The sequence below is a fragment of the Paenarthrobacter sp. PH39-S1 genome, from assembly GCF_030063245.1.
In the GTDB taxonomy this organism is placed as follows: domain Bacteria; phylum Actinomycetota; class Actinomycetes; order Actinomycetales; family Micrococcaceae; genus Arthrobacter_M.
Genome location: NZ_JASISR010000048.1, coordinates 1 through 22,134 on the forward strand (window position 1 = coordinate 1; position 22,134 = coordinate 22,134).

Consider the following 22,134-nt stretch of genomic DNA (forward strand, 5'->3'; position numbering starts at 1 on the left):
ATGGAGCCTCCGCCCACCCGACACGACAACCGGGCTTTTGTCATGCCCGGACCCAAAAGTTGCCGAAATTCACGCCCCCGCCAGAATTCCGGCCTCAAAAAGCCACTACTCGCGGATCCGGGTCAGATAGGAACCTGGCCGTGCCTGCCACCCCCACCAATCAACGACCCGCATCCCCTAGCTACCGAGTCATCAACCCGGCCTCCGGCGAGACCGTCGAAGAATTTCCCACCATCACCGATGGTGAACTGCAGGACGCGATCACCACCGCCGAAAATGCCTTCCAGAGCTGGCGCCAAGTCCCTATGACCGAGCGCTCCCGCCTAATCGCCCGGGTGGGAAAGCTCTTCACCGAACGCAAGGACCAGCTCGCCTCTATCATCACCGAAGAGATGGGCAAGCGGCTCTCCGAATCCCGGAGCGAGGTCGCGTTCTGCACGGAAATCTTCAACTACTACGCCATCGAAGGCCCGAAGCTGGCCGCCGACCAGCCGATCAAGGCCCTCAACGGTGCTCGTGCGGTGATCCAGAAACTCCCTGTGGGGCCTCTGCTGGGGATCATGCCGTGGAATTACCCGTATTACCAAGTAGCCCGGTTCGCCGCCCCCAACCTTATGCTGGGCAACACCATCATCCTCAAACATGCTGAGAACTGTCCGCGTTCCGCACAAGCGATCCAGCAGATCATGGCAGACGCCGGCCTTCCCCGCGGGGCGTACCTCAATGTCTCCGCCAGCCATGAACAGATCGGAACCATCATCGCCGATCCTCGAATCCAGGGCGTGTCCCTAACCGGATCTGAACGTGCCGGTGCCGCCGTCGCCCAAATCGCCGGACGTAGTCTGAAGAAAGTGGTCTTGGAGCTCGGGGGTTCCGACCCGTACATAGTCCTGGACAGTGCGGATGTGCAAGCCTCTGCCCGAGCCGCGTTCGAAACTCGGATGAGCAATGCCGGCCAAGCCTGCAATTCCAATAAGCGGATCATCGTCATGGACACCATCTACGACGAGTTCGTCGCCGAACTCGCAACCCAGGCCGCGCACCTCAAACCAGGTAACCCAGCATACGAGGAACCCGGCACATTCGTGCCGTTGTCCTCCGTCACCGCAGCCGAAAGCCTGCTGTCACAAATTGATGACGCCGTATCTAAGGGCGCGGTCCTACACGCCGGTGGTAAGCCCGTCGATGGTCCCGGCTCCTATCTGGAACCGGCCGTGCTGACTGGCATTACCAAGGACATGCGCGCCTACCGTGAAGAACTCTTTGGTCCCGTCGTTGTCGTCTACAAGGTCTCCAGCGACCAAGAGGCTGTGACCCTAGCCAATGACTCAGACTACGGGCTCGGTTCCGCCGTGTTCAGCCAAGACACCAACCGTGCCCAATCAGTCGCCCAACAACTCAACTCAGGGATGGCCACCATCAACGCCGCCGAAGGCGAAGGCCCCGGCATGCCGTTCGGCGGCGTCAAGCGTTCCGGGTACGGGCGCGAGCTCGGCCCGCTCGGCATGGACGAATTCGTCAACAAGCGGCTGCTCTACATCGCCGAATAGCTCCAATCACGCCCGCGGGCGCACCGCCGTGCTCGCCCGGATCAGCGCCGTGCTCACGGCCGCGCCCGAGGCCGTGCGCGCCAAATACCGGGGCCAACCCAGCCGACCGACAAACAAAAACACGACCTAAAAATCACGGCTTCGCCGACTTAGCCCTCTATTAGGAACGGGGCAGGCCCAGGACCTTGGTGGCAATGAAGTTCTTGATCAGATTGTTGCTCACCGGCGCCGTTTGGAACATTCGGGTCTCGCGGAACTTGCGTTCGACGGCGTACTCGTCCACGAAGCCGAACCCGCCAAAGGTGTTCATGCAGGCGTTGGCGGATTCAAAGCTGGCGTCGGCGGCCAGGTGTTTGGCCATATTGGCTTCGGCGCCGCAGGGCTTGACTGAAATGACAGAGACGTTCAACGACATCGAAGCCCGTCTTGCGAAGCCGGAACCAGCGTCTACAACGAGCGCGGTTTCAAGCGTCGGATCGGCTACGGCAACCGCCCCGCAGTCATCCACATCGACCTCGCGAACGCTTGGACCCGTCCGGGCCACCCGTTCAGCTGCCCGGGCATGGAGGAGATCATCCCGAATGTCCAGCGGATCAACGAGGCCGCGCGCGCCAAGGGGGTCCCGGTCTTCTACACCACGAACGTGTACCGCAACCGCGACGCCTCCTCCGGTACGAATGACATGGGTCTGTGGTACTCGAAGATCCCCACGGAGACCCTTCCGGCGGATTCCTACTGGGCGCAGATCGATGACCGCATCGCGCCCGCAGAAGGCGAGGTCGTGATCGAGAAGAACCGCGCCTCGGCGTTCCCGGGGACGAACCTCGAGCTCTTCCTGACCTCCAACCGCATCGACACCCTGATTGTGACCGGTGCGACCGCGGCCGGGTGCGTGCGCCACACCGTCGAGGACGCGATCGCGAAGGGCTTCCGCCCGATCATCCCCAGGGAGACCATCGGCGACCGTGTCCCGGGCGTCGTGCAGTGGAACCTCTACGACATCGACAACAAGTTCGGTGACGTGGAGTCCACGGATTCTGTGGTGGAGTACCTGAACGGCCTCCCACAGTTCGAGGACACGGTCCCGAAGACCCTCTCGGATCCCCAGCCCGAAGTGGAGACCCCCGCAGATCCGGCCTGAGTCGAACCGTACAGTCGGAGTCCTGCGACCCGACATTCTCAGGCCGACCCGACGACAGTCCGGCACCCCGCAGCGGGTACCGGACTGTTGCACATCTGCGACGACAAAGAAGTCCCTGGTCCTGACCTAGGTCGAGCTGCTCGTGGAGGCCCACCCTCTTCACGAACTCCTGACGTCCCTACCGGCGGTCAGCGTCAGGACCGAGGCCCGGATCCTCGCCGATGTTGCCGGCAAGAACTTCTAGACCGCCGGACACCTCGCCTCCTACGCCGGGCTCGCACCGGTCACCTGGCGCTCGGGCCCCTCCATCCGCGGAGACCACTCATCACGCAAAGGCGACAAGATCCTCAAACGAGCCCTGTTCCTCTCGGTCTTCGCCTCTCTACTCAACCGACACGGGCCTGGTCCAAAGCTCCTAATAGCCCGTCAGTGTCACCGACATCGTAGAAGCCGACCGCCCGTCCCCGCCCAAGGCTGAAAACATCGAGCCCCGTGTTCTGATACATGCCCACGGGGCCCACGAAACCCTGGTATCCGAACGTCACGCTCACATGCCGCCTGTCCCTTGCCCTATCCACTTTGCTTGGCATGCCAGTGACAGGGGAATCAGCAACTGACCTGTCCCCCGAGCAGACGATCGCCCGGGAATTGGTGAGCGCATAAACCGTTGCGATCTTCCCCCGCTTTTTGACGATGAAACGGCCGAAGATGAAGTAGAGGCCCAGCAGAACGAACGGGATCCCCCAGATAATGAACAAGGGCTGCCTGACCGTCGTGATGGCCATGACCTCCCAAAAAACCGCAAACCCTCCCCAGAAAACACTAAACGGCACGAGGAAAGCGTCAGCCCCCGTGAAACGAACCCGGGGATCGGGTTGCCCAACCCACAGCAGCTGCTCACCTTCGCGGAGCAGTGGAAGAATACGGCCTCGTGGGTCGTTCATGACCGAAGTCTTGCACAGCCCCCGCCCGACTGGAATGGGTAGCAGGCATCGACCAATGCACCTACCTGGACACGCCTGTTGCCCCAAGAAGTCGAACCAGGGAATCGAGCTTGGACTGCCCAAGCGACGGAAAGCCGATTTCTCCGGCGGCTGGTTGGCCGCGGTCCTGAACAATCCAGATCTTACTGCTACTCGGCGTATCTTCTTGGCACCCCTGCAGGCACCCTATGGAGCGGTTCGGGGAAATCCTCAGGGGGTGCTCCCGGATCCCCAGCCTATGCGCCGCCGGTCCGTGCCTAAACAACCCGTGCCCACCTAACCGGAAAAATCTATTGCAAGTCATGTCGATCAGGCCGGTTTCAACCATGAACAGGTGTACGAACCAACGCGATCGAGTCGCTGAATTACCAGCTGCGTAAAATCATCAAGAACCGCGGGCATTTCCCCAACGACACCGCGGTCGTGAAACTGCTCTGGCTGGCCATCCGCGAGATCGAAGACAAACGCGCCCGGCAACGTGGCAAGAAACGAAAAACAGACACAGAAACTACCGGGCAGCACCTCGTTGAGGGGGCCTCCACCCTCGGATGGAAAGCCGCCCTCGGCGCACTGGCCCTAGCCTACCCAGACCGGCTCGCCAGCCACCTAAACTAAACAAAAAACGAACTACTTACACAGAAACATTGACAAGCCCGCTCGATGAGGAGATCACCGGTCACGATACCGACCTCGCCCAGCTCGTCGACACGGTGAACCCGGCTCTCGTGCAAACCCAGGGGATCTCCACGGTCACCGCCGCGCAGCTGCTGATCACCGAGGGCGACAACCCCGAGCGGCTCCGCTCCGAGGCCGCGTTCGCGATGCTCTGCGGCGCCGCGCCGTTGCCAGCCTCCTCGGGGAAGACGACGCGTCATCGCCTCAACCGCGGCGGCGACAGGGCCGCGAACTCCGCGTTGCACCAGATCGCCATCGTGCGCCTGGCCACAGACCCCAACACCCGCGACTACGCTGCCCGCCGCACCGCCGAGGGCAAAACGAAGAAGGACATCCTCCGCTGCCTAAAGCGCGCCATCGCCCGCGAGGTCTTCCACCTCATCACTACCCCGCCACCGGCCGCGGACAGCAGCGACCTCCGGCCCGCACGCAAGAGCCTCGGACTCGCCCTCACCGAGGTCGCAGACGCCCTCGACTGCGCGATCAGCAAGATCTCACTCATCGAACGCGGCACGATCCGCGACACCCGATTCCTCCACCACTACCGAGCATGGCTCAACCAACAGCAAGACGCCCAGATCGCAGCTTGACAACTATAGGAGCATCAAAGAACATAGGGACACCCCCCCCCGTCTCGAGCCGCTCCTCCGAACCACCAACGTCAGAACTTAATACCAGAATATGCATGAAGTCCTGGCCGAAATCGACCCGCCCTCGGCAAATGGTTCACCTCTACACAGCGAATCACCGCAACGCTAAGAGCAAAGCACTAAGCCCGAATACCAAGGGCTCCGTCAGAGGCAACGGTTCCACGGTTCGGCGCGCTGAATGCCCCAGGGAAGGGGCAGGGTTTTCTGGCTATTAAATCAGAGACTGCATCCGCATATGTTTCTTAACCACTGGCCTAGTAGCCCGCATGATGGTGCCGTTGACGTCGATTACAGGAGTCCAGGATCCACAGCAGGGCTCCGGCGACGTCGTCGGGCCAGATCGTCTCTTTCGGCTGCTCCTCCCAGAGGTCGGTGCGACCTGTCCGGTCGAGATCATGTTGACGCGGACGCCGATTCCGGCCAGCTGTACGCGCGGTGAATCTGTGTGTCCCGTGACTCATTCATGAAGGAATCTGGCCCTGCGCCCGCAACCGGGCCGGATTAGTTCGTTTGCGTGGCCTGGGGCTGACTGAGCCGTCGTCGTTGTTCGGGGTCCAGGGCTGTGATCGCTGCGCACATGGCCAGCCCATAGGAGCCGTCGAGCACGGCACGGTCAGCCGAAGGGGAGGCGCCATGACTGGCGAATTCTGCGGTGTGGGGAATCGCGCCCTGCACGTCGTAGCCGAGTGTCGGATGGATCGACGGGACCACGTGGGACACGTTGCCCATGTCTGTCGAGGCGACCGGTGCCGAGGCCATAACCACGTCCCGGCCCCGGTGTTTCATGGCGTCGCGGTAGGCATCTGCTAGGTAGGCATCCTGCCGGAGCTCGGCGAAGTCATTTCCCAGCGGCGTCATGGTCAGTCCCGCCCCGCTGGCCATAGCTCCTGCCTCGAGGCAGCGCCGCACCCTATCCTGCACGGTTGCTAGCGCCGCACTGGTGGCCGCGCGCATCTCCACATGTGCCCGGACGTGAGCCGGAATAATGTTTACGGCGCTTCCGCCTTCCAGGATGACGAGGGAGACCACCGCGTCCCGGGAGAGTTGCTGCCGCGCCAAGCCGATCGCGGTCTGGGCCACCACCAGTCCGTCCAGGGCGTTGACGCCTTCCTCCGGGGCGATGGCCGCGTGCGCGGCACTCCCCTCATAGCTGACCTCCCAGGCGCAGAGAGCAAGGGAGGAGGAACCAACGGAATCGCTGGCCGACGCATGCGCCATGAGCGCGAGTGACGCGCCGGCAAGGAATCCTTCCCGGATGAGGTCGACTTTGCCGCCATGCGCCTCCTCCGCGGGGGTTCCGAGCACCCTGACGGTGATTCCCAGCTCTTCGGCAACTGCGGCCAGGGCGAGTGCCGCGCCGACGGAGGCCGCCCCGTTCACATTGTGACCGCAGGCATGTCCGATCCCCGGCAGCGCGTCGTACTCCACACACAGTACGACGACGACGTTCCCGGTTCCGGCGCTGGCACAGAAGGCGGTGGGCGCTTCGGGCTGGCGCCTATCGAGGCTAAAGCCGGACACCCGGAGCAGTTCCCGCACCCGCTCGGCGGCGCGGAACTCCTCACCGCTGAGCTCCGGGTCGGCGTGCAGCGCGTGACTGAGTTCCAGAACGTCCCCGGCGTGCCGATGGAGTGCTTCTTCGATCCGGAGTCTCACCGTGCTTTTCATCGACATATCGAGGGGTATCTGTTTGGTCGGGGTCATCCGTGGGTCTCCTGAATCGATTCGGTGCTGAGCACCCGTACGTAGCGTCTGGAAACAGCACCCGCCGCTACTGCAGCCAGTGCTAGGGCGGCCCAGATGGCGATCAGGCCAGCGAGCGAAATGTGCCGGCCGTCTGCGAACGTTGAGGAGAGCAGTTTGACGACGGCCGCCCCGACTGCGATGCCTATGGAGAGCGCAAGCTCGTTCAGACCGGCGGCGGTGGAGGTTTCCGCCAGAGCGACGCCCTCGACGGATAGGGCGCGCGTGGCGGCCTGGTAGATGCCCAGCCCCACGTTGAACAGCGCGAACCCTGTGCAGTACCAGAAGAACGAGCGGTGGCCGACGGCCATGACGGCGAAGGCACCGGCGAGTATCAGGCCGGCCAAGAGCAGCGTCGTCCGCTCCCCCAGCACGCTCAATGCCCGGGAGGTCAGCAGCGACGACGCAAGGGACAGCACCGAGCCAAGGGCCAGGACGACCGCAATCGCAAGCGGACTGAGGTTGAACCCGTATCCAGCGGACGATGGATCCGAATGCAGGAAGATGCCGTTGGTGCCGAAGTAGCTGATCGAGGCGAAGCCGAATAGGAAGGTCGCCAAGGATATGGTGCGGATCCTCGGCACAGAAAGCAGCCGCAGGTTGATGAACTGCTTGTCTGAGGCGGAATCTAGCCTTGCCCAGAGGGCCAGCAGAGCCAGACCCAACAGGCCGGCTGAAAGTGTGCGCATATCCAGCCACCCCCAGTCCGGCCCCATCGACAGCGCGGTCACGAATCCGATGAGCCCCAGCGAACAGCACAGCATCGGACGAATGGCGAGCGGCTGGCGCGTCGGCGTTCCGGCATCGGGCAGGAAGAAGGTTGCAACCCAGGCGATCAGGGCGAAGGGCACGCCGACCCAGAAGCCACGCGTCGGATCATGCGCACCGATCACGCCCGCCACCGAGCACCGCGGCCAGTGGTGGTCATGCCGCGGCGGTGCGGCTACCGGGCCGCCGGGGCCAGCGCTGGCTCCTGCGGGGCCACGGCGGTCTCGATCTCGCCTGGAGCACGGTATCGGTGGTAGGTGTGCTTGATCATGATCTGTTCGACGAGGTACTTCGCGTCGTGCCATACGCCCCAGATGAAGCTCGAGCCGCGGCACGATTGCCACGGCAACCCCAGGAAAAAGACGCCGGGTTCGGCGGAGACGCCGCGCTGGTGATCGGGCTTGCCCTCGGCGTCGAAGGCATCGACCTGCAGCCAGGAGTAGTCCACCGTGAACCCGGTCGCCCAGACGATAGAGGCGACGCCTGCTTCCGCGAGCTCGAGCTCTAGCATGGGGTTGGTGAGGCAGTCGGGGTCGGGGCCGAGGTCCCGGGCTCCGGGCTCCCCGGGCAGGTCGAGCCCGTTCGCTGCGATGTAGGCGTCGGCCTCGTCGAGCAGGGACAGGTAGTTGGCGTCGCCCAGGTCAACGTTCTGCTTCACGTTGGCCGCGAACCCCAAGGTCCCCTCGGTGCAGGACATGGTCCGGCCCGCCAGTGTGATGCCGTTCGCAGCCAGGGCGCGGAAGTCCACCGTGTGGCCGCCGTCGGCGCCGCTGACGGCGATCGTGACGTGTTCGGCACCCTGCGGTGGGGCGGACATGTCCCACTTATTTAGGACCCCGAGCCACCATACAAAGTCCCGTCCGCGGTAGGCGCGTGGCGGGCGGTCGTGGGGGCCGACGGACAGGTACACTTTTCGGCCCGAGCGGGCGATCTCGCGGGCGATCTGGACCCCGGAAGACCCGGCGCCGACCACGAGAACCGCCCCTTCGGGAAGCTGGTCGGGGTTTCGGTAGGAGTTGGAGTGGATCTGGGTGATCCCGGCGTCCTCAGGGACAATCCGGGGGAAGACCGGCTTCTGGAAGGGACCGGTGGCGGCCATGACGAAGCGGGCATCGATCGTCCCGTCGGAGGTCTCGACGCGGAACCCCGGTGCCCCGGCCTTCTTGGTCACCGAGGTCACCTCCACCCCGCAGCGGATCGGAGCATTGATCTTCTCGGCGTAGGCGGAGAAGTAAGCGGCGACCTGTTCCTTCGTGGGGAAGGCGTCGGGTGCGACCTCGGGGAACTCCATGCCGGGGAAGCGGTCGTGCCAGGCGGGGCCGTTGGCGACCAGTGAGTCCCACCGTTCTGAGTGCCAGCGCTCGGCGATCCGGGAGCGCTCCAGGACTACATGGGGAACACCCTGCGCTCCCAGATGCTCGCTCATCGCCACACCGGCCTGGCCGGCACCAACGACAAGTACCTCGGTTTCTTCGATCGACATCGTCAACTCCATTAGTTCTGGTTGCATGTTTCGAGCGGTCCGGATTCGGCGCCCCGCTGTCCGCCACATAGTGTTGGAGGAGGGTGCCCAGAGATTCCCCGCCCAACATTCCATGTGTTCGGTGGCAGGAGACCTTTCTGCGGTATTCGCGGAAGAGGATAATTCGTTTGTTTGTCCGCTGCCAGGAAGGTGATGACCCGGCAGGACGAGGGCCCAAAACAGCGAAGTGCGTCCGGTCGTGCCTTTTGCCCTCCCAAGGGTGGGCGATGGCCCCTTTCCTCTCCCGAGAGGTTCTTCACGGGGGAATTCTTGCCAAGGGCTTGAGGCAACGCTGTAGCCGGTCCCGATGAGGGTCTTCCCCAAACCGAAACCGGCTACACCGGCGAATAGGCGCATGTTGCTACGCGATATCGGCCGGAGATTTAAGGACGTGCTCTCCGGTCCCTGTTTCCCGAAGGGACGCGTTCTTGATAGATGCCGCATACTTGATGTCATCGCGAAGCAGGTCGATGCCCTTGCTTTCCTTCATCGTCAGCAAAGTGGCCAATCCGATGAGACCGACGAGGATCAGGTAAAAGGCCGGAAGCATGGCGTTGTTCGTGACGCTGATGCCCCAGGTGAGGACATATGGCACCGTTCCGGCGAAGATGGCCGCGGTGACGCTGTAGGCGATGGACAGGCCGGACTGTCGTGTGCGGGTCGGGAAAAGCTCGGCCACCGTTACGGCGTGGACGCCGAGGATGACCGCCAGAATGATTCCCAGGCCGATGGTGCTCAGCATGGCGGCGGCGGGAACATCCGACTGCATCAGCATGAACAGCGGGTAGGAGAACACCATGAGCAGGATCGAGGCCGAGATCAGAAGGGGTTTGCGGCCATGGCGGTCCGAGAGCATGCCGAAGAGCGGGACGAGGATCAAGGCCGCGATGGAGGCGACCGTTGAAAGCAGTGCCGCGCTTGAGGGATTCCAACCCAGCACTTCCTCCTGATAGGTCAGAAGATAGACCAACACGATGTAGAACGTGACATGCATCATTATTTCCACGCCGCTGGTTTGGAGAAGCTGCTTCCAGTTGCGGCTGAAGACCTCCTTGACCGGGCTTTGGGCAACGCTTTCAAGCTTCTCCAGGGACCGGAACTCGGGAGTGTCTTCGATCTTTGTGCGGATGTAGTAGCCGATGATGCCCAGGGGTGCGGTCAGGATGAAGGGGATCCTCCACCCCCATTCGACCAGGGATTCAGCCGACATCGCTGTGCTGAGTGCGAATGCCGTCAGCGAGGCGAGTAGGAAGCCGAGCAGGCTGCCGACCTCGAGCCAGCTGACGCCGAAACCCCGGTGCTTGGTGGGGGAGAATTCGGCGAGGAAAGCCGCTGCACTGCCAAACTCCCCGCCGGCGGCCAGCCCTTGGATGACCCGGGCGAAGATCAGCAATACCGGTGCCCAGATGCCGATGGAGGCATATCCGGGCAGCAGGCCTACGAGCAGCGTGGATCCGGCCATAGCGAGGATCACAATGGAAAGGGTCTTCTTGCGTCCCAGCTTGTCTCCCAGCGTCCCGAACAGCAGTGCGCCGAGGGGGCGGACGCCGAAGGAGACCGCGAAGACGGCGAATACGGCCAAGAGGGCGGCCGTACTGTCCTGATCCGGGAAGAAGACCTTGCCGATGGTCGTGGCGAGATAGGCGTAGATCGCCCAATCAAACCAATGGACAAGGACCCCGATCGAGCCCGCCGCAACGCTCTTGCGCAGGCCCTTCTGGCCAACTTGCTCTTCTGACGGTGAAATGATCATGGTGCCTCCTGGAGCACGAATTTGGTTTTCCGGACCCGGGCATTGCACCTTCCGAAGTCGCGATTGAGGGCGACATCGGTAGGGATCTTTCCCCGTCGGCCGCTGGAATGCGATCGTCGCCGAGTCTTGTTCGGAGGCTTCAGCCGGGCCCGTGTACCAACTTTGTGTCAGGGATCACTATCTGTCTAATTCATTTTTTTCTGCAATGCATCGTCTCACGCGATGGCTGATTATTGCGGAACTTCCCGCAGCCCACTCCCGGAGGCGGAGGACGCGATTTGAAGCCCCACGGCCTCGGCCAGCGCCCTGGTGCGGGCAGTCTCCCGTGAGCTGTTCAGACGGGCGAGGACGATGGGCAGACTGGGCACATCGTCGGCGATGTCTATGCTGACGATCCGCCCTCCGTCGTAGGTGCGGTCGAACTGGGGGCGCTGGTGCAGGATCGCGTATCCGTGGCCGTTGGCCACAAACGTCCTGACCGTTTCGAAGCTGGCCGAGCGGAAGGAGACCTCGGGTTCGAGATTGGCGGTCTGCCATATGGAGTGCATGAGTTCGCCTGTATTGGGCAGTTCGAGGAGGACGAATGGGTCCCCTGCCATCTCCGCAAGGGAGATGTTGGCCCTGTCTGCGAAAGGGTGCTCGGGGGGCAGCGCGATGTAGGGCCGAACGGATGCGACGGTGGAAATCGCGAGCTTCTCCGGAAGGCTGCCCATGTCATACATGAGGGCGATATCGGCCTGGCCGCTGGACAATGCGTCGGCACATCCCTTGGAATCGGCCTCTAGGACCTCGACTTCCAGTGCGGGGTGGGAAATGCGCAGCTTGGCCAGGATACCGGGAAGCAGGAAGGGAACCAGGGTGCTGTAGCAGGCGAAACGGACGCGGCCCTCGACGTTCCCCTGCTCCGCCTGGGCCGACTCGACGGCCTCCTCCAGATGCTCGAGGATGGACTGCGCACTGCGCAGGAACCGTTCTCCGGTGGGGGTCAGGCGCAGGCCCCGGGCCTGCTGCCTGATGAAAAGGGACTGCCCGAGACGGCTTTCAAGTTTGGCGATCGCGCTCGAGACCGCAGATTGGGTGGTGTGAAGGCTTCCCGCGGCGGCGGTCATGGATAGGTGGGCGGCCGCTTCCGTAAAACAGCGCAACTGGGTGATTGTGACGTCCATGGCAGAAGCCTAGCCCCCATCTGTTTTCTCCAATCCACCAGCACGGGGTTCCGCGTTCGAGCATGTCGAACGGAGACACAGGTGCGAGCGAGGCGTGCCCTTTTAGCGAGCGGGACGTGCCCTTTTAATTGTCCGATCGGCACGCGCGTATTGACAAAGTGTTCTATCTCACAGAACACTGTTTGAATACACAATTCGTTCCGAAGGGATGCACCTATGGAAGCCCACAACGCCGCGGTCGCGATTTTGACCGCCGACTTCTTCGAGGAATCAGAAGTCCTGTTCCCCTACTACCGGCTGCTTGGCCAGACGCGGAAGGTCGTCGTGGCAACGCCGGGAGGACAGCCGCCGAAGGGCAAGGGGGGGGTGGGGCAATTCCTCGCCCATGCCTCCTTCGAGGACTTGGCGGTCTCCGACTTCGATGCCGTACTCGTGCCTGGGGGATTTGCGCCCGACATCGTCCGCAGAAGTACGGAGGCGTTGGAGTTCCTGACGCAGATGGACCAGGCGGGCAAGCCTGTTGCCATGATCTGCCACGGAGCCTGGGTGGCGTTGAGCGCCGGCCTGCTGACGGGCCGGACTGTGACGAGCGCCCCGTTCATCCGTCCGGAAGTCGAGGCCGCCGGAGCCAGCTGGAAGGACGAGCCCGTGGTCATCGACGGAAACCTGATCACCTCCCGTCTTCCGCAGGATGTTGATGCATGGATCGAGGCGCTGTTGGGCGTACTGGCATCCGATGTGCCCCTGACGGCCGCAGCCCCGGGGGGTGTGGCATCATGACCCAGTTGGCAACTACGCTGGCATTCACGGAGGCGCCGGGGGAAGACACCTTCGACGTGAGGGTCTCGGATCGGCGCATGGTGGGCGAGGACATCGTCTCGCTGACCCTGCGACGCGCGGACGGCCAGCCGTTCCCCGCCTGGGAACCGGGGGCACATATCGATGTGTTCCTCGGCGAGGACGGGGACGGGGAACCACTGTCGCGGCAATATTCTTTGTGGGGTCCCGTCGAGGACTACAAGGCATGGCGCATCGGGATCCTAAAGGACCCCAAGTCGAAGGGCGGATCCGAAAGGGTGCACTCCCAGCTGCTTGATGGCGTGGCCCTGCAGGTTCGTGGGCCGCGGAACCACTTCAGGCTCGAACCGGCAGAGTCCTACGTCTTCATCGCCGGGGGCATTGGAATAACGCCAATCCTCCCCATGGTCCGGCAGGCCGAGCGGCAGGGGATTCCGTGGAAGCTGTTCTACCTTGCCCGGAACCGTGCACGGCTGGCCCTGTTGGAAGAGATCGACGGTCTTCCCGAACGCAACGTCACCCTGCACTGCGACGAGGAAAACGGGATGATCGATTTGGCTGGCATCACATCCGCCCTGGGGGTTAGTGACCACGTCTACGCCTGTGGCCCAGGGCCGTTGCTTGACGTCCTTGACGGCATGTCGGTGGATTCGGGGCGGTGGACCTTCCATTGCGAGCGTTTCGCCGCTGCCCCCGTCGCGCCGGGAAGAATTGACCTTCCTTTCGACGTCGTGCTTGCAAAGTCGGGAACCTCGCACCACATCCCTGCAGGCGTCTCATGCCTGAAGGTACTGCGCGAGGCGGGCATGGACGTGGACTGGTCATGCAGCGAGGGCGTGTGCGGGACATGTGAAACGGAGGTACTGGAAGGTGAACCGGAACACCGCGATTCGGTGCTCACGGAGGAGGAGCGGGCATCGAACGAGACAATGATGATCTGCGTCTCACGCGCCCGCAGCGCCAGGATAGTTCTCGACCTCTGAGACACCGCCGGATTCGAAGGGCTGTCCGGGCATACCGCCCGGACAGCCCTTTCGTGGTCGCCGGGCGGAAACGAAGGAACGCGCTGGCGCGCGACTTTGCGCAGGGGGCATTCCCGGCGGTGCGGATGTCGTGATCAGCCATAGGGCCGACAGCGCCACCAGCCGACGGCCGGAATTTCGGGGAAATGCCGGCCTAGACGCGCTTGCCGCTACCGATAGGCGACTCGATGGAGCCGTTGGCGGACAGGACCGATTCAAGCTGCCTGGCTGCAGCGAAGAGCCCTTCCTCGTGTCCGGGAAGGCCAACGAGCTGTAGTCCCAGCGGCATGCCGGTGTGCGGATCTTTGCAGCCCGGGACCACAATGACCGGGAACCCCAGTACCTGCCACGGCCGACTGAGCAGCGGTGAGCCCGTGGCGTCCAAGCCCTCCGGAGCAACAGCCTGGGCTGCCGGGCACAAAAGCACGCTGCTGCCATGGAGCACCGAACGCAATGCACGTCCACCGCGTCCAGCCAGTTCCAGCGCCCGGGCATGCTCTTGTTCGCCCACGGCGCGCCCTTCATCGAACAGGGCACGCAGCTGGATGCCCAGCCCGGTCGGCTGATTCGCTTCGGTAGCGCGCAGCCTCACTGCCTCGTGTGCCATGATCGTTGCATGTGCGCCGGCCAGGGCGGAAGCGGTGATGTGTTCGCCGTTGCCTGCATCTGGCACGGGCCAGCAGCTTCCGGCTGGCTCGACCACGCTCGCCGCAGCCAGCAGGCCAACTGCTGAATCTAGGGCAGCCAGCATCGCCGGATCCACTCCGAAAGAGGGCTCCGGGTGCCAAACCACGAACCGCGGTCTCTGCTGTGCGGGTTCATGCGCAGCGCCAAGCACTCGACGCAGGAAATCCATGTCCCCCACGGTCGGGGCAATGAAGCCCAGGGTGTCAAGTGACGGGCTCAATCCCGTGATGCCGGAGTCATCGAACGCACCGCGGGCTGAAACGTAACCGGTGACGCCACAATACGATGCTGGACGTGCCACAGAAGCTGCGGTCTGCGTCCCCAGCGCCAGCGGGACCATGCCCGCCGCCACCGCCGCCGCTGATCCCGACGACGAGCCCCCAGGGGTGCGCGAAGGGTCGTGCGGGTTTCCCGTCGGACCAGGACTGAAGTATGCGAATTCGGTGGTTACGGTCTTACCCAAGACAATGGCGCCCAGGCCGCGCAATAGCCGAACCACAGCCGCATCGGTCGCCGCCACTGCACACCCTTCCCGCGTCGATGAGCCGCAGCGTGTTGGCATACCCCGGACATCGATGATGTCCTTCACACCCACTGGTATGCCGTGCAGCGGAAGGCGATCTGCGGCAGGCAGGGCATCGAGACGCGTGGCTTCGGCCAATGCGCCCTCCGCATCGACGAGTACCCAGGCCTTCACGGCCCCGTCGACTTCCTCGATCCTGTCCAGAGCAGAGCGGACGCATTGAACGGCAGACATCCGGCCGTCCTTGAGTCTTGCTGCGGTCGCGACGAGCGGGAAGGATTTTGAAAGGTCCATCGCATTATCTCCCATGCATTTCGGCTTGAAACTGCGGCGCATCCGGACGCCTCTGGTCTTCGACACTAAACGGGTCCTTGACTTTTGTTCTGTGTCACAGAACACTATAGAACATTGTTGCAGACCGGAATCCAAAGGAGACCGGGAAACGAAATAGAGGAGAAACCATGCTCAGCCCCATCCCGATGGAAGAATTCGACGCCAGCTGTGGTGATGTCAATGATGTTGTGGCGCTGCCCCCGGAGGTCTTCAAGACCGATGAGTTCCATGAATTCGAAATGGATGCAGTCTTCGGCCACGAGTGGCTGTGCATCGGTCGTGCGACCGACATCCCCAACAAGGGCGACTACTTCACGGTGGACGCGCTGGGCGAGCAGATGCTCGTCGTGCGACAGGCGGACGGCTCCGTGCAGGTCCACTCGAATGTCTGCCGCCACCGGGCGATGCGCGTGGCCAACGGTTCAGGCACCGCCCGCCGCTTCAAGTGCGACTACCACTCTTGGGTCTATGGGTTGGACGGGATGCTCCAATCCGCGCCGGACCTGAATGAGAGCCCGTGCTTCGTAAAGGCCTCGGTCAAGCTCCCGGAAATCAGGTCGGAGCTTTGGGAAGGCTTCGTGTTCATCACCTTTGACGAGAACATCCCCCCTCTGGCCGACCGGCTGGCAAACCTCTCGAGCTACCTGACCAACTGGGGCATCGCCGACCTGAAGTCCGCCGAGCCGCAGAGCTTTTTCCCGGTGAAGTGCAACTGGAAGCTTTTCGGCGACGAGTGCTACCACTGCGCGCACCTGCACTCGAAGTCCTGGAAGCCCATGCATGACGCATCGTCTGAGCGCATTGACTACAACACGGAGTCCAATGAACCGCAGAAGGGGATCATCGCCTACGACCTGGTGGGCTTGGAAAAGGACCTCGCCCCGACCAGGACAGGCAAGGCCCTGCAGCCGGTGCTGCCCGGCCTGACCGATGAACAGCGTCGCCGCCTCGCCTACGTGACCATAGCGCCGAACCTGTTGATCATCGCCATGCCGGACAAGGTCAAGTACTTCATGTGGCTGCCTACGGGAACCACGACCTCCGTCTTCGCCGCCACATGGCTCTACCCTGAATCCACTCTCCAGCTCGAAGGATTCAGGGAGTCCTGGAGGATGGAACTCGAGGACCTCGCAGGCGTGCTTGAAGAAGACATCTACGCCTGGGAATCGGTCCAGGACGGGATGCACTCCCAGTTCGCACCGCGTGGCCGCTATGCACCCAGCGAGGTCGTCCTGGTGCGGTTCAATGAATGGCTCGTCGAAAAGTACCGCGCGGCGGATGCCCTTGCCCGCCTTGGCAGCGCCGACCAAGTCGGCAGCGATTCGAATGCATTGTACGGCGAACCCGAATCCGAACCCGCCAATGTCTAAGCGCGACGAATCCAGAAGGAGCAGAATGTCACCGAAAAAAGTCGTTGTCACCGGCGGATCCGGCCGTGTGGGCCGTTACGTGCTTGAGGAACTGGCCAAGTTCTTCGATGTCAAGAACGCCGATCTGGCACCAGCCGAGGTGGGTCCCGCCGGTCGTGCGCCCACCGTGGTGGAATACGTCGCCACCGATGTCATGGACCTCGACTCCGTCCGGAAGGCACTTCAGGGCGCGCACGCCGTGATCCACCTGGCTGCGATCGACTATGACTGGCAGGCTGCCCCGGAGAAGTACATCCGCGTCAATACCCTTGGCACTTGGAACGTGCTGCAGGCCGCACAGGAAAGCGGCCTGGAAAAGGTCGTGCTGTGTTCGAGCATCTCCGCCAGCGGACTCTCCGAAATGCGGGAGGACTGGACGCCGCAGCACCTCCCGGTGGACGAAGGGCACGAGATCCGGCCGGTGCAGGCCTACAGCCTGAGCAAGCAGATCATGGAGAACATGGGCCAGGCGGTAGCCCGCGGCTCCGGGATGTCCGTCATCTGCATTCGTCCCCTGGCCGTGGTCCTGGAGGAGAATCTCGCCGAGTTCGCGCAATTCATTGACGATCCCGGGCTCCGATGGCTCTTCTACTACATCGAAGCCTCGGATCTCGCCCGCGCCTTCCGTGCGGCAGTCGAAGCCGAAGGCATCGCGTTCGACACCTTCTTCATCAGCGCCAACGACAGCTGCCACCCCGAGGCCACCCTCGACTGGTACGAAAGAACGGTCGGTCCAGTACCCCAGGACACGGACGCTTCAACATATGAAGCGGATCCGAGGGCATCGATCTTCTCCTCCGCCAAGGCGAAGACGATGCTCGACTGGGAGCCGACCAGCAATTTCCTCGAAATGAGACGCCGCAATGGTCTGGGATTGCCATCCCGTGCCGAATCCCTGTTCTAAATCCAACGTTCGAAAGGACACCCCCCATGACAGAGACAACGACCGCACCGCAGTCCCTTCCCATCGTGCGGCAGGGAGCCGTCGCTTGGACGGGGGACAACCCGTTCATTTACCTCAAAAGAGATCCCGCCGGGCAATGGAGCTCCCTGAGCGTCTTCTTCCGCATCGCGGCTTCACCCTATGGCATCGGACGGGCCGCCGTTGTCGTCGAGAATCCCTATGACCGCACCGCGAGCGGTTCCGCCCGCATGGTGCTGACCGATAACGTCGAGATGGCGAAATACCTTGTCCGGGACTTCGTCTCTAAGTTCGTCCTGTTCCGTCCCAGCGAGGTCATGGATGACCTCGAATACATCGGAGGGGCCGAATTCCAGCAGACGCTCGAAGGAGACGACTGGACCGAAACGGCCACGGCCGCTGACCGAAGCATCACCTTAACGTGGAGGTCCCTTGGAGAACCGTTCGCGGTGGACGTGCCAGGTTCGGAATCGGGAACCGGGCAACACGAGATGTTTGCCGTTTTCCGCATTGCGGGCGGGGGGGAAGTCAACGTTGACGGGCGACAACTCGAGGGAACCACCATCGAACGGGACTTCCTCAATGGCCGCGGGCAATCAGCGGGCATGGCCATCTCCGAAACATGGGTGGAACGGTGACGGATCGCACCCGGGCCGCCGCGGACGCCATCTCCTCCACCGAGCCCATCTGGACAATGCAATCCACCTTGGCAGCAGTCCTGGCAGCTCGGGGTGTCCAAGGGAAGATCCTTCTGCACGCGGGGCCCCCCTTCAAGGATGCCGGATCGATTCCCCCACCTGTGATCAACTCGCTTCTGCAGGCCGTCATCTTCGAAGGCTGGGCCACGGGTGCGGAGCAGGCAAAGCAGCTGCTTGAAAGCGGAACGGTGCGCATCGAACCCGCCCAGGACCACGACTGCGTCGTGCCGCTTGCTGGCGTCATCTCCCCGAGCATGGCCATGCATGTCATCGAGGACCAAATCACCGGGGCGATCGCGTATGCAGTCATCAACGAGGGCATGACGGGGTGCCTCCGCGTGGGGATAATGGAACAAGGACTGGTGGAACACCAGAACTGGTTGCACGGCCCATACGCGCGGTGGCTCGCGGACCGGGTGGAGGACATCGGTCCGGTTCGGCTCTGGCCAGTGCTGGCCCAGTCGCTGCATGAAGGTGACGACGGGCACAACCGGACTAAGGCCGGCAGTGTCCTCTGTGCGCAGATGCTCCTCGAATCCGATGATTCCGTCTTCCGGCCACAAGCCAAACAGTTCCTCGAGGGGGCTTCGGCCTTTGCCCTGAACCTCTGGATGGCCGCCGCAGCAATCTCCTTGCGGGCCGCCGTGACCGCCGGTGAATCCGACGCCATCGTCCGCGTGGGGGGTAACGGGGTTGAATTCGGCTTCCAAACCGCTGCTCGGCCCGGCGTATGGCATGTATTTCCGGCGGCGGCCCCCCGCGGCCCGCTGCCCGCATCCTTCAGTGGCATTCCGGTGCTCGGTGCCATCGGGGATAGTGCCGTCGTGGACTTCTTTGGTCTGGGCGGTCAAGCCCTGCACCACGCGCCGACGACAATCCAGGCCCTGGGTGACTACGTCCCGGAGAAGATGGACGAACGCCCGGCCCTGGTCATGGAAATTGCGCACCCACACCTTCCAATCCGCACGGGAACCTCGGCCACCCGCATCACACAAGCAGGAACAGTTCCCGTGGTGTTACTTGGCATGATCGAAGCCCAGGGTCTGGAAGGCAGAATCGCCGGGGGCGCATACGAACCACCCATCGGCGAGTTTGCCCAGGTGTCCCTGGGCCATGCCAGCACACCGGTCGGCTGACCTGACTGAAGCGGGTATCCCCGGGCCGACCAACAGGGCCCGGGGGGATAGGCTTTACCAGTACCAGTACCAGTACCAGTACCAGCACGGCCGTGGAGGGAGGACTAGACATGACAGAGACGACGAAGGTCCGCCTCGAACAGAAGGCAGACGTGGTACGGGAGTCCACCACCCCGCAGGCTGCAGAGGAAGCGGTCACCGAGGGAGGCGGCGAAGCCATGGGAGCCCGCATTCGTTCAGCCCGCATGGAGCGCGGCATGTCCCTCAGAGAGATGTCACGCCGGCTCGATATTTCTGCCGGACACATCTCGCAGGTCGAACGCGGATTGGTGACCCCTTCCATCACTCTGATCTATGCAATAGCTGCCGAACTCTCACTCGGGGTGAGTGATCTTTTCGGCGATAACGCCAACAAGAACTCCGGTTCCGAAAACATTGCACGCACCCGCGGTGAAGAGAATTTTGTAACCAGAGCCGGGGAGCGGCGATCGATCGACCTCGAGACCGGTGTCCGGTGGGAGCTGCTCACACCCACCCGGCACGAGCCCGTCGACTTCCGGGAAATCGTTTATCCAATAGGAGCCGGTTCGGAACAGCCGGGCGGATTCGTCCGGCATTCCGGCCACGAATACGGGCTTCTAATCGCCGGGGTGTTGCGTGTGCAGCTTGATTTCGAGGAATATGAACTTGGTCCAGGCGACAGTATCGCCTTTGATTCCATGATCCCCCACCGTTTCTGGAACGACGGCGCCGAAACGGTGCGCGCAGTATGGTGCATGGTCGAATCAACCCCCGGGGAATCCTGCGCCTTCTAACTGATGAGGGGCAGCTGACATCAGACCCAGCCCCCACGCACTCAGGCATCGTTGCTGGCGAAGGCCCGCGACCAATTCCAGCGGGTACTCGTTGCCGTGGCAGGCTTAGGCAGCGCTACATGCCCCGGCATACAAGTGCGCATGGGCCCTGAGCCATTCCTCCGGCAAGGACGATCTCCCTAAGTCGAATAAGGTATTCGGGGTCTGAGGAGGATGGGTACGGAAATCTACGTTCAGGTCGGCATTCCTGAAGATGTCATGAGCCGCCAAGATGGGGCGTACTTCGGCTAGATGACAGGCATGACGCTTTCTCGTCTGTCAGAATGAAGTCCTCTTTCGATTTATTGAAGGGTGTTGTCGCGGGTCTCGGATCTCATTCTGACGGTTTCAATCCTGGCGTACTGTGATCCGCCCGGTTCAGCAGCCTGAGCTGGCTCGCGTAGCGGGATTGAGCGCATCCCCATCATCTTCGTTCATGAGCTGACCTTGGCTTACTTTCCGCTGCTGTTCAGTGCTGCGTACAGCGTCTGCCGCGAGACGCCAAGGTCCCGGGCGACTTTGGCTTTGAGCACGTTCTGGGCAATCCGTTCGCGTGCCAGCTGGATCTGTTCCGGTAAGAGCTTCGGGACCCGGTCGTAAATGCCGTTCCTCCTGGCAATGGCAATGCCCTCGGCCTGTCGCTCACGGATGGTCCGGCGCTCCAACTGCGCGATGGCAGCGAGGACCGTGAGCATGAACTCCCCTTGCGGCGTATCAGTGTTCAGGGCCGGGTCATCTATGGACTCCAGGGCAACGCCCTTGACTTTGAGTTGCTCAACGGAATCGAGAAGGTCCGTTGTGGAACGTGCCAGGCGGTCTGGTGACTTCACTCGAACCTTATCCCCGTCGCGGACGTAGATGAGCATCTGCTGGAGCTGGGCTCTGTCGTCTGTGTTCTTGCCGCTGACCTTCTCGGAGAACAGTCTGTCCACAGCGCCAAGTGCCTCGAGCTGCCATGCCTCGTTCTGGTCGGCGGCGCTCACCCTCACGTTATGTAGGCTCTTTGGCCGTGTCTCATGTGAGGGTTTGCTGTGGCCATGGAATTGATGTTTTCCGGAGAATCTCGGTGGTCCTTCCTAGCGTGTCGAGGGTGACGTCTGTGCGGAGCTCTTCGTATTCGTCCCGGCCGGCGAGTCAGAGGCAGACCAAGACGGCGTCTGAAGAATCGATGCTCGGTATGAGACAAAGACCAGGTTGGACGTGTCTCATGCCCACATATCGCGCATAACCAACCACCTGCCTATTGTGTCCAGCCATCCCCAAGACCCTCCATCGATTGCGTCTAACCATCGTTGAAGAGACCCTGATGGACGTAACTCCGCAGTGACCTCGATCTGTTTGCCCGGGTACACCCTGGTGGACAGTGCATCGCCGCAGGAAAACTTGGGCCGGAGCTTCGTCAGGCGGGTCTGCCCAAGGTTTGCAAGACCTCGGGGAGATCTGTGCAGCTGCCGCCAGGCGAGTAACCAACCGACTGGGTGGCATCTGCACCCTGAGGCGGCGCTTCGGAACCCGCACCGACCGATCCGAACTGCCAACAATAAAGGACTACACGTGACTCGTCCGAGCTTTCAGCATCCTCCAGTTTCCTGCGCATACCCTTTTTGATGGTCTCCCCCAATATTCGGTGCCGCGTGACCGTTCGCTCATCCTAGAGACCACTTGTCTCTGCCCCGGTGTTATGCGTCGCCTTCTTTGGTGTTGGGAACGTCATAGTCGGTGATGATGGCCTGTTTTTGGTCGGGAGTCTTGATTTCGTGTCGTCGTCGGCGTCAGGCTGACGATGAACTGTTGATTTCCC

18 protein-coding genes and 3 pseudogenes are annotated in these 22,134 nt (G+C 62.5%); 12 read left to right on the forward strand and 9 right to left on the reverse strand.

Annotated features, from left to right (window positions below; all coding sequences use genetic code 11):
• Positions 1-140 precede the first annotated feature (140 nt).
• A complete protein-coding gene (locus QMG52_RS19685; protein WP_283562116.1) occupies positions 141-1,550 on the forward strand; it encodes an NAD-dependent succinate-semialdehyde dehydrogenase in 1,410 nt (469 codons plus the stop codon).
• A 160-nt stretch (positions 1,551-1,710) separates the two neighbouring features.
• Here the strand turns inward: QMG52_RS19685 and QMG52_RS19690 are convergent, their stop codons facing one another.
• Positions 1,711-1,965: an acyl-CoA dehydrogenase family protein gene (locus QMG52_RS19690; protein WP_283562117.1), complete on the reverse strand. Its 255-nt coding sequence runs from the start codon at positions 1,963-1,965 to the stop codon at positions 1,711-1,713.
• 93 nt (positions 1,966-2,058) lie between these two features.
• On the opposite strand from QMG52_RS19690, the gene QMG52_RS19695 reads away from it, so the two are divergent.
• Positions 2,059-2,691: an N-carbamoylsarcosine amidohydrolase gene (locus QMG52_RS19695; protein WP_283562133.1), complete on the forward strand. Its 633-nt coding sequence runs from the start codon at positions 2,059-2,061 to the stop codon at positions 2,689-2,691.
• A gap of 130 nt (positions 2,692-2,821) precedes the next feature.
• Positions 2,822-3,076: pseudogene (locus QMG52_RS19700) on the forward strand (IS110 family transposase); the annotation flags it as partial.
• Between the two features lies 1 nt (position 3,077).
• Here QMG52_RS19700 and QMG52_RS19705 read toward each other — a convergent pair.
• Complete coding sequence (locus QMG52_RS19705; protein WP_283562118.1) at positions 3,078-3,635, reverse strand: hypothetical protein; 558 nt, start codon at positions 3,633-3,635, stop codon at positions 3,078-3,080.
• Between the two features lie 381 nt (positions 3,636-4,016).
• On the opposite strand from QMG52_RS19705, the pseudogene QMG52_RS19710 reads away from it, so the two are divergent.
• Positions 4,017-4,289, forward strand: a pseudogene (locus QMG52_RS19710) (transposase); the annotation flags it as partial.
• Between the two features lie 41 nt (positions 4,290-4,330).
• Positions 4,331-4,735: pseudogene (locus tag QMG52_RS19715) on the forward strand (transposase); the annotation flags it as partial.
• A 765-nt stretch (positions 4,736-5,500) separates the two neighbouring features.
• Here QMG52_RS19715 and QMG52_RS19720 read toward each other — a convergent pair.
• The 5 genes from QMG52_RS19720 to QMG52_RS19740 all read right to left on the reverse strand — a co-directional run bounded on the left by QMG52_RS19720 (position 5,501) and on the right by QMG52_RS19740 (position 11,951).
• Positions 5,501-6,703 (reverse strand): M20 family metallopeptidase, encoded by a 1,203-nt coding sequence (locus QMG52_RS19720; RefSeq protein WP_283562119.1) that lies wholly within the window; start codon positions 6,701-6,703, stop codon positions 5,501-5,503.
• Complete coding sequence (locus QMG52_RS19725) at positions 6,700-7,635, reverse strand: MFS transporter (protein ID WP_283562120.1); 936 nt, start codon at positions 7,633-7,635, stop codon at positions 6,700-6,702. Before QMG52_RS19725 ends, QMG52_RS19720 begins: the two co-directional genes overlap by 4 nt.
• 50 nt (positions 7,636-7,685) lie before the next feature.
• The gene (locus QMG52_RS19730; protein WP_283562121.1) at positions 7,686-8,993 is read right to left on the reverse strand and encodes a flavin-containing monooxygenase; all 1,308 of its coding nucleotides are present in this window, start codon (positions 8,991-8,993) and stop codon (positions 7,686-7,688) included.
• A gap of 400 nt (positions 8,994-9,393) precedes the next feature.
• Positions 9,394-10,785, reverse strand: a complete 1,392-nt coding sequence (locus QMG52_RS19735; protein WP_283562122.1) for an MFS transporter — start codon at positions 10,783-10,785, stop codon at positions 9,394-9,396.
• 230 nt (positions 10,786-11,015) lie between these two features.
• A complete protein-coding gene (locus tag QMG52_RS19740) occupies positions 11,016-11,951 on the reverse strand; it encodes a LysR substrate-binding domain-containing protein (RefSeq protein ID WP_283562123.1) in 936 nt (311 codons plus the stop codon).
• Positions 11,952-12,167: 216 nt separating this feature from the next.
• Here QMG52_RS19740 and QMG52_RS19745 point away from each other — a divergent pair, with 216 nt between their 5' ends.
• Entirely contained in the window at positions 12,168-12,731 is a 564-nt protein-coding gene (locus QMG52_RS19745) for a DJ-1/PfpI family protein (protein ID WP_283562124.1), read from the forward strand.
• Positions 12,728-13,732, forward strand: coding sequence for a PDR/VanB family oxidoreductase (locus QMG52_RS19750; protein ID WP_283562125.1), 1,005 nt, complete (start codon positions 12,728-12,730; stop codon positions 13,730-13,732). Before QMG52_RS19745 ends, QMG52_RS19750 begins: the two co-directional genes overlap by 4 nt.
• A 193-nt stretch (positions 13,733-13,925) precedes the next feature.
• Here the strand turns inward: QMG52_RS19750 and QMG52_RS19755 are convergent, their stop codons facing one another.
• On the reverse strand, positions 13,926-15,341 hold the full coding sequence (locus tag QMG52_RS19755) for an amidase (RefSeq protein WP_283562126.1): 1,416 nt from the start codon (positions 15,339-15,341) through the stop codon (positions 13,926-13,928).
• Between the two features lie 101 nt (positions 15,342-15,442).
• Between QMG52_RS19755 and QMG52_RS19760 the strand changes: the two genes are divergently transcribed.
• From QMG52_RS19760 to QMG52_RS19780, 5 genes are all read left to right on the forward strand, one after another.
• The gene (locus QMG52_RS19760; protein WP_283562127.1) at positions 15,443-16,684 is read left to right on the forward strand and encodes an aromatic ring-hydroxylating oxygenase subunit alpha; all 1,242 of its coding nucleotides are present in this window, start codon (positions 15,443-15,445) and stop codon (positions 16,682-16,684) included.
• Positions 16,685-16,709: 25 nt separating this feature from the next.
• A complete protein-coding gene (locus tag QMG52_RS19765) occupies positions 16,710-17,627 on the forward strand; it encodes an NAD-dependent epimerase/dehydratase family protein (RefSeq protein ID WP_283562128.1) in 918 nt (305 codons plus the stop codon).
• Positions 17,628-17,653: 26 nt separating this feature from the next.
• Positions 17,654-18,283, forward strand: coding sequence for a hypothetical protein (locus tag QMG52_RS19770; RefSeq protein WP_283562129.1), 630 nt, complete (start codon positions 17,654-17,656; stop codon positions 18,281-18,283).
• On the forward strand, positions 18,280-19,479 hold the full coding sequence (locus tag QMG52_RS19775) for an oxamate carbamoyltransferase subunit AllG family protein (RefSeq protein WP_283562130.1): 1,200 nt from the start codon (positions 18,280-18,282) through the stop codon (positions 19,477-19,479). The genes QMG52_RS19770 and QMG52_RS19775 overlap by 4 nt, the downstream gene beginning before the upstream one ends.
• Positions 19,480-19,589: 110 nt before the next feature.
• Positions 19,590-20,294: a helix-turn-helix domain-containing protein gene (locus QMG52_RS19780; protein WP_283562131.1), complete on the forward strand. Its 705-nt coding sequence runs from the start codon at positions 19,590-19,592 to the stop codon at positions 20,292-20,294.
• A 491-nt stretch (positions 20,295-20,785) separates the two neighbouring features.
• On the opposite strand, the gene QMG52_RS19785 is transcribed toward QMG52_RS19780, so the two are convergent.
• A complete protein-coding gene (locus tag QMG52_RS19785) occupies positions 20,786-21,316 on the reverse strand; it encodes a recombinase family protein (RefSeq protein WP_283562132.1) in 531 nt (176 codons plus the stop codon).
• Between the last annotated feature and the right edge of the window lie 818 nt (positions 21,317-22,134).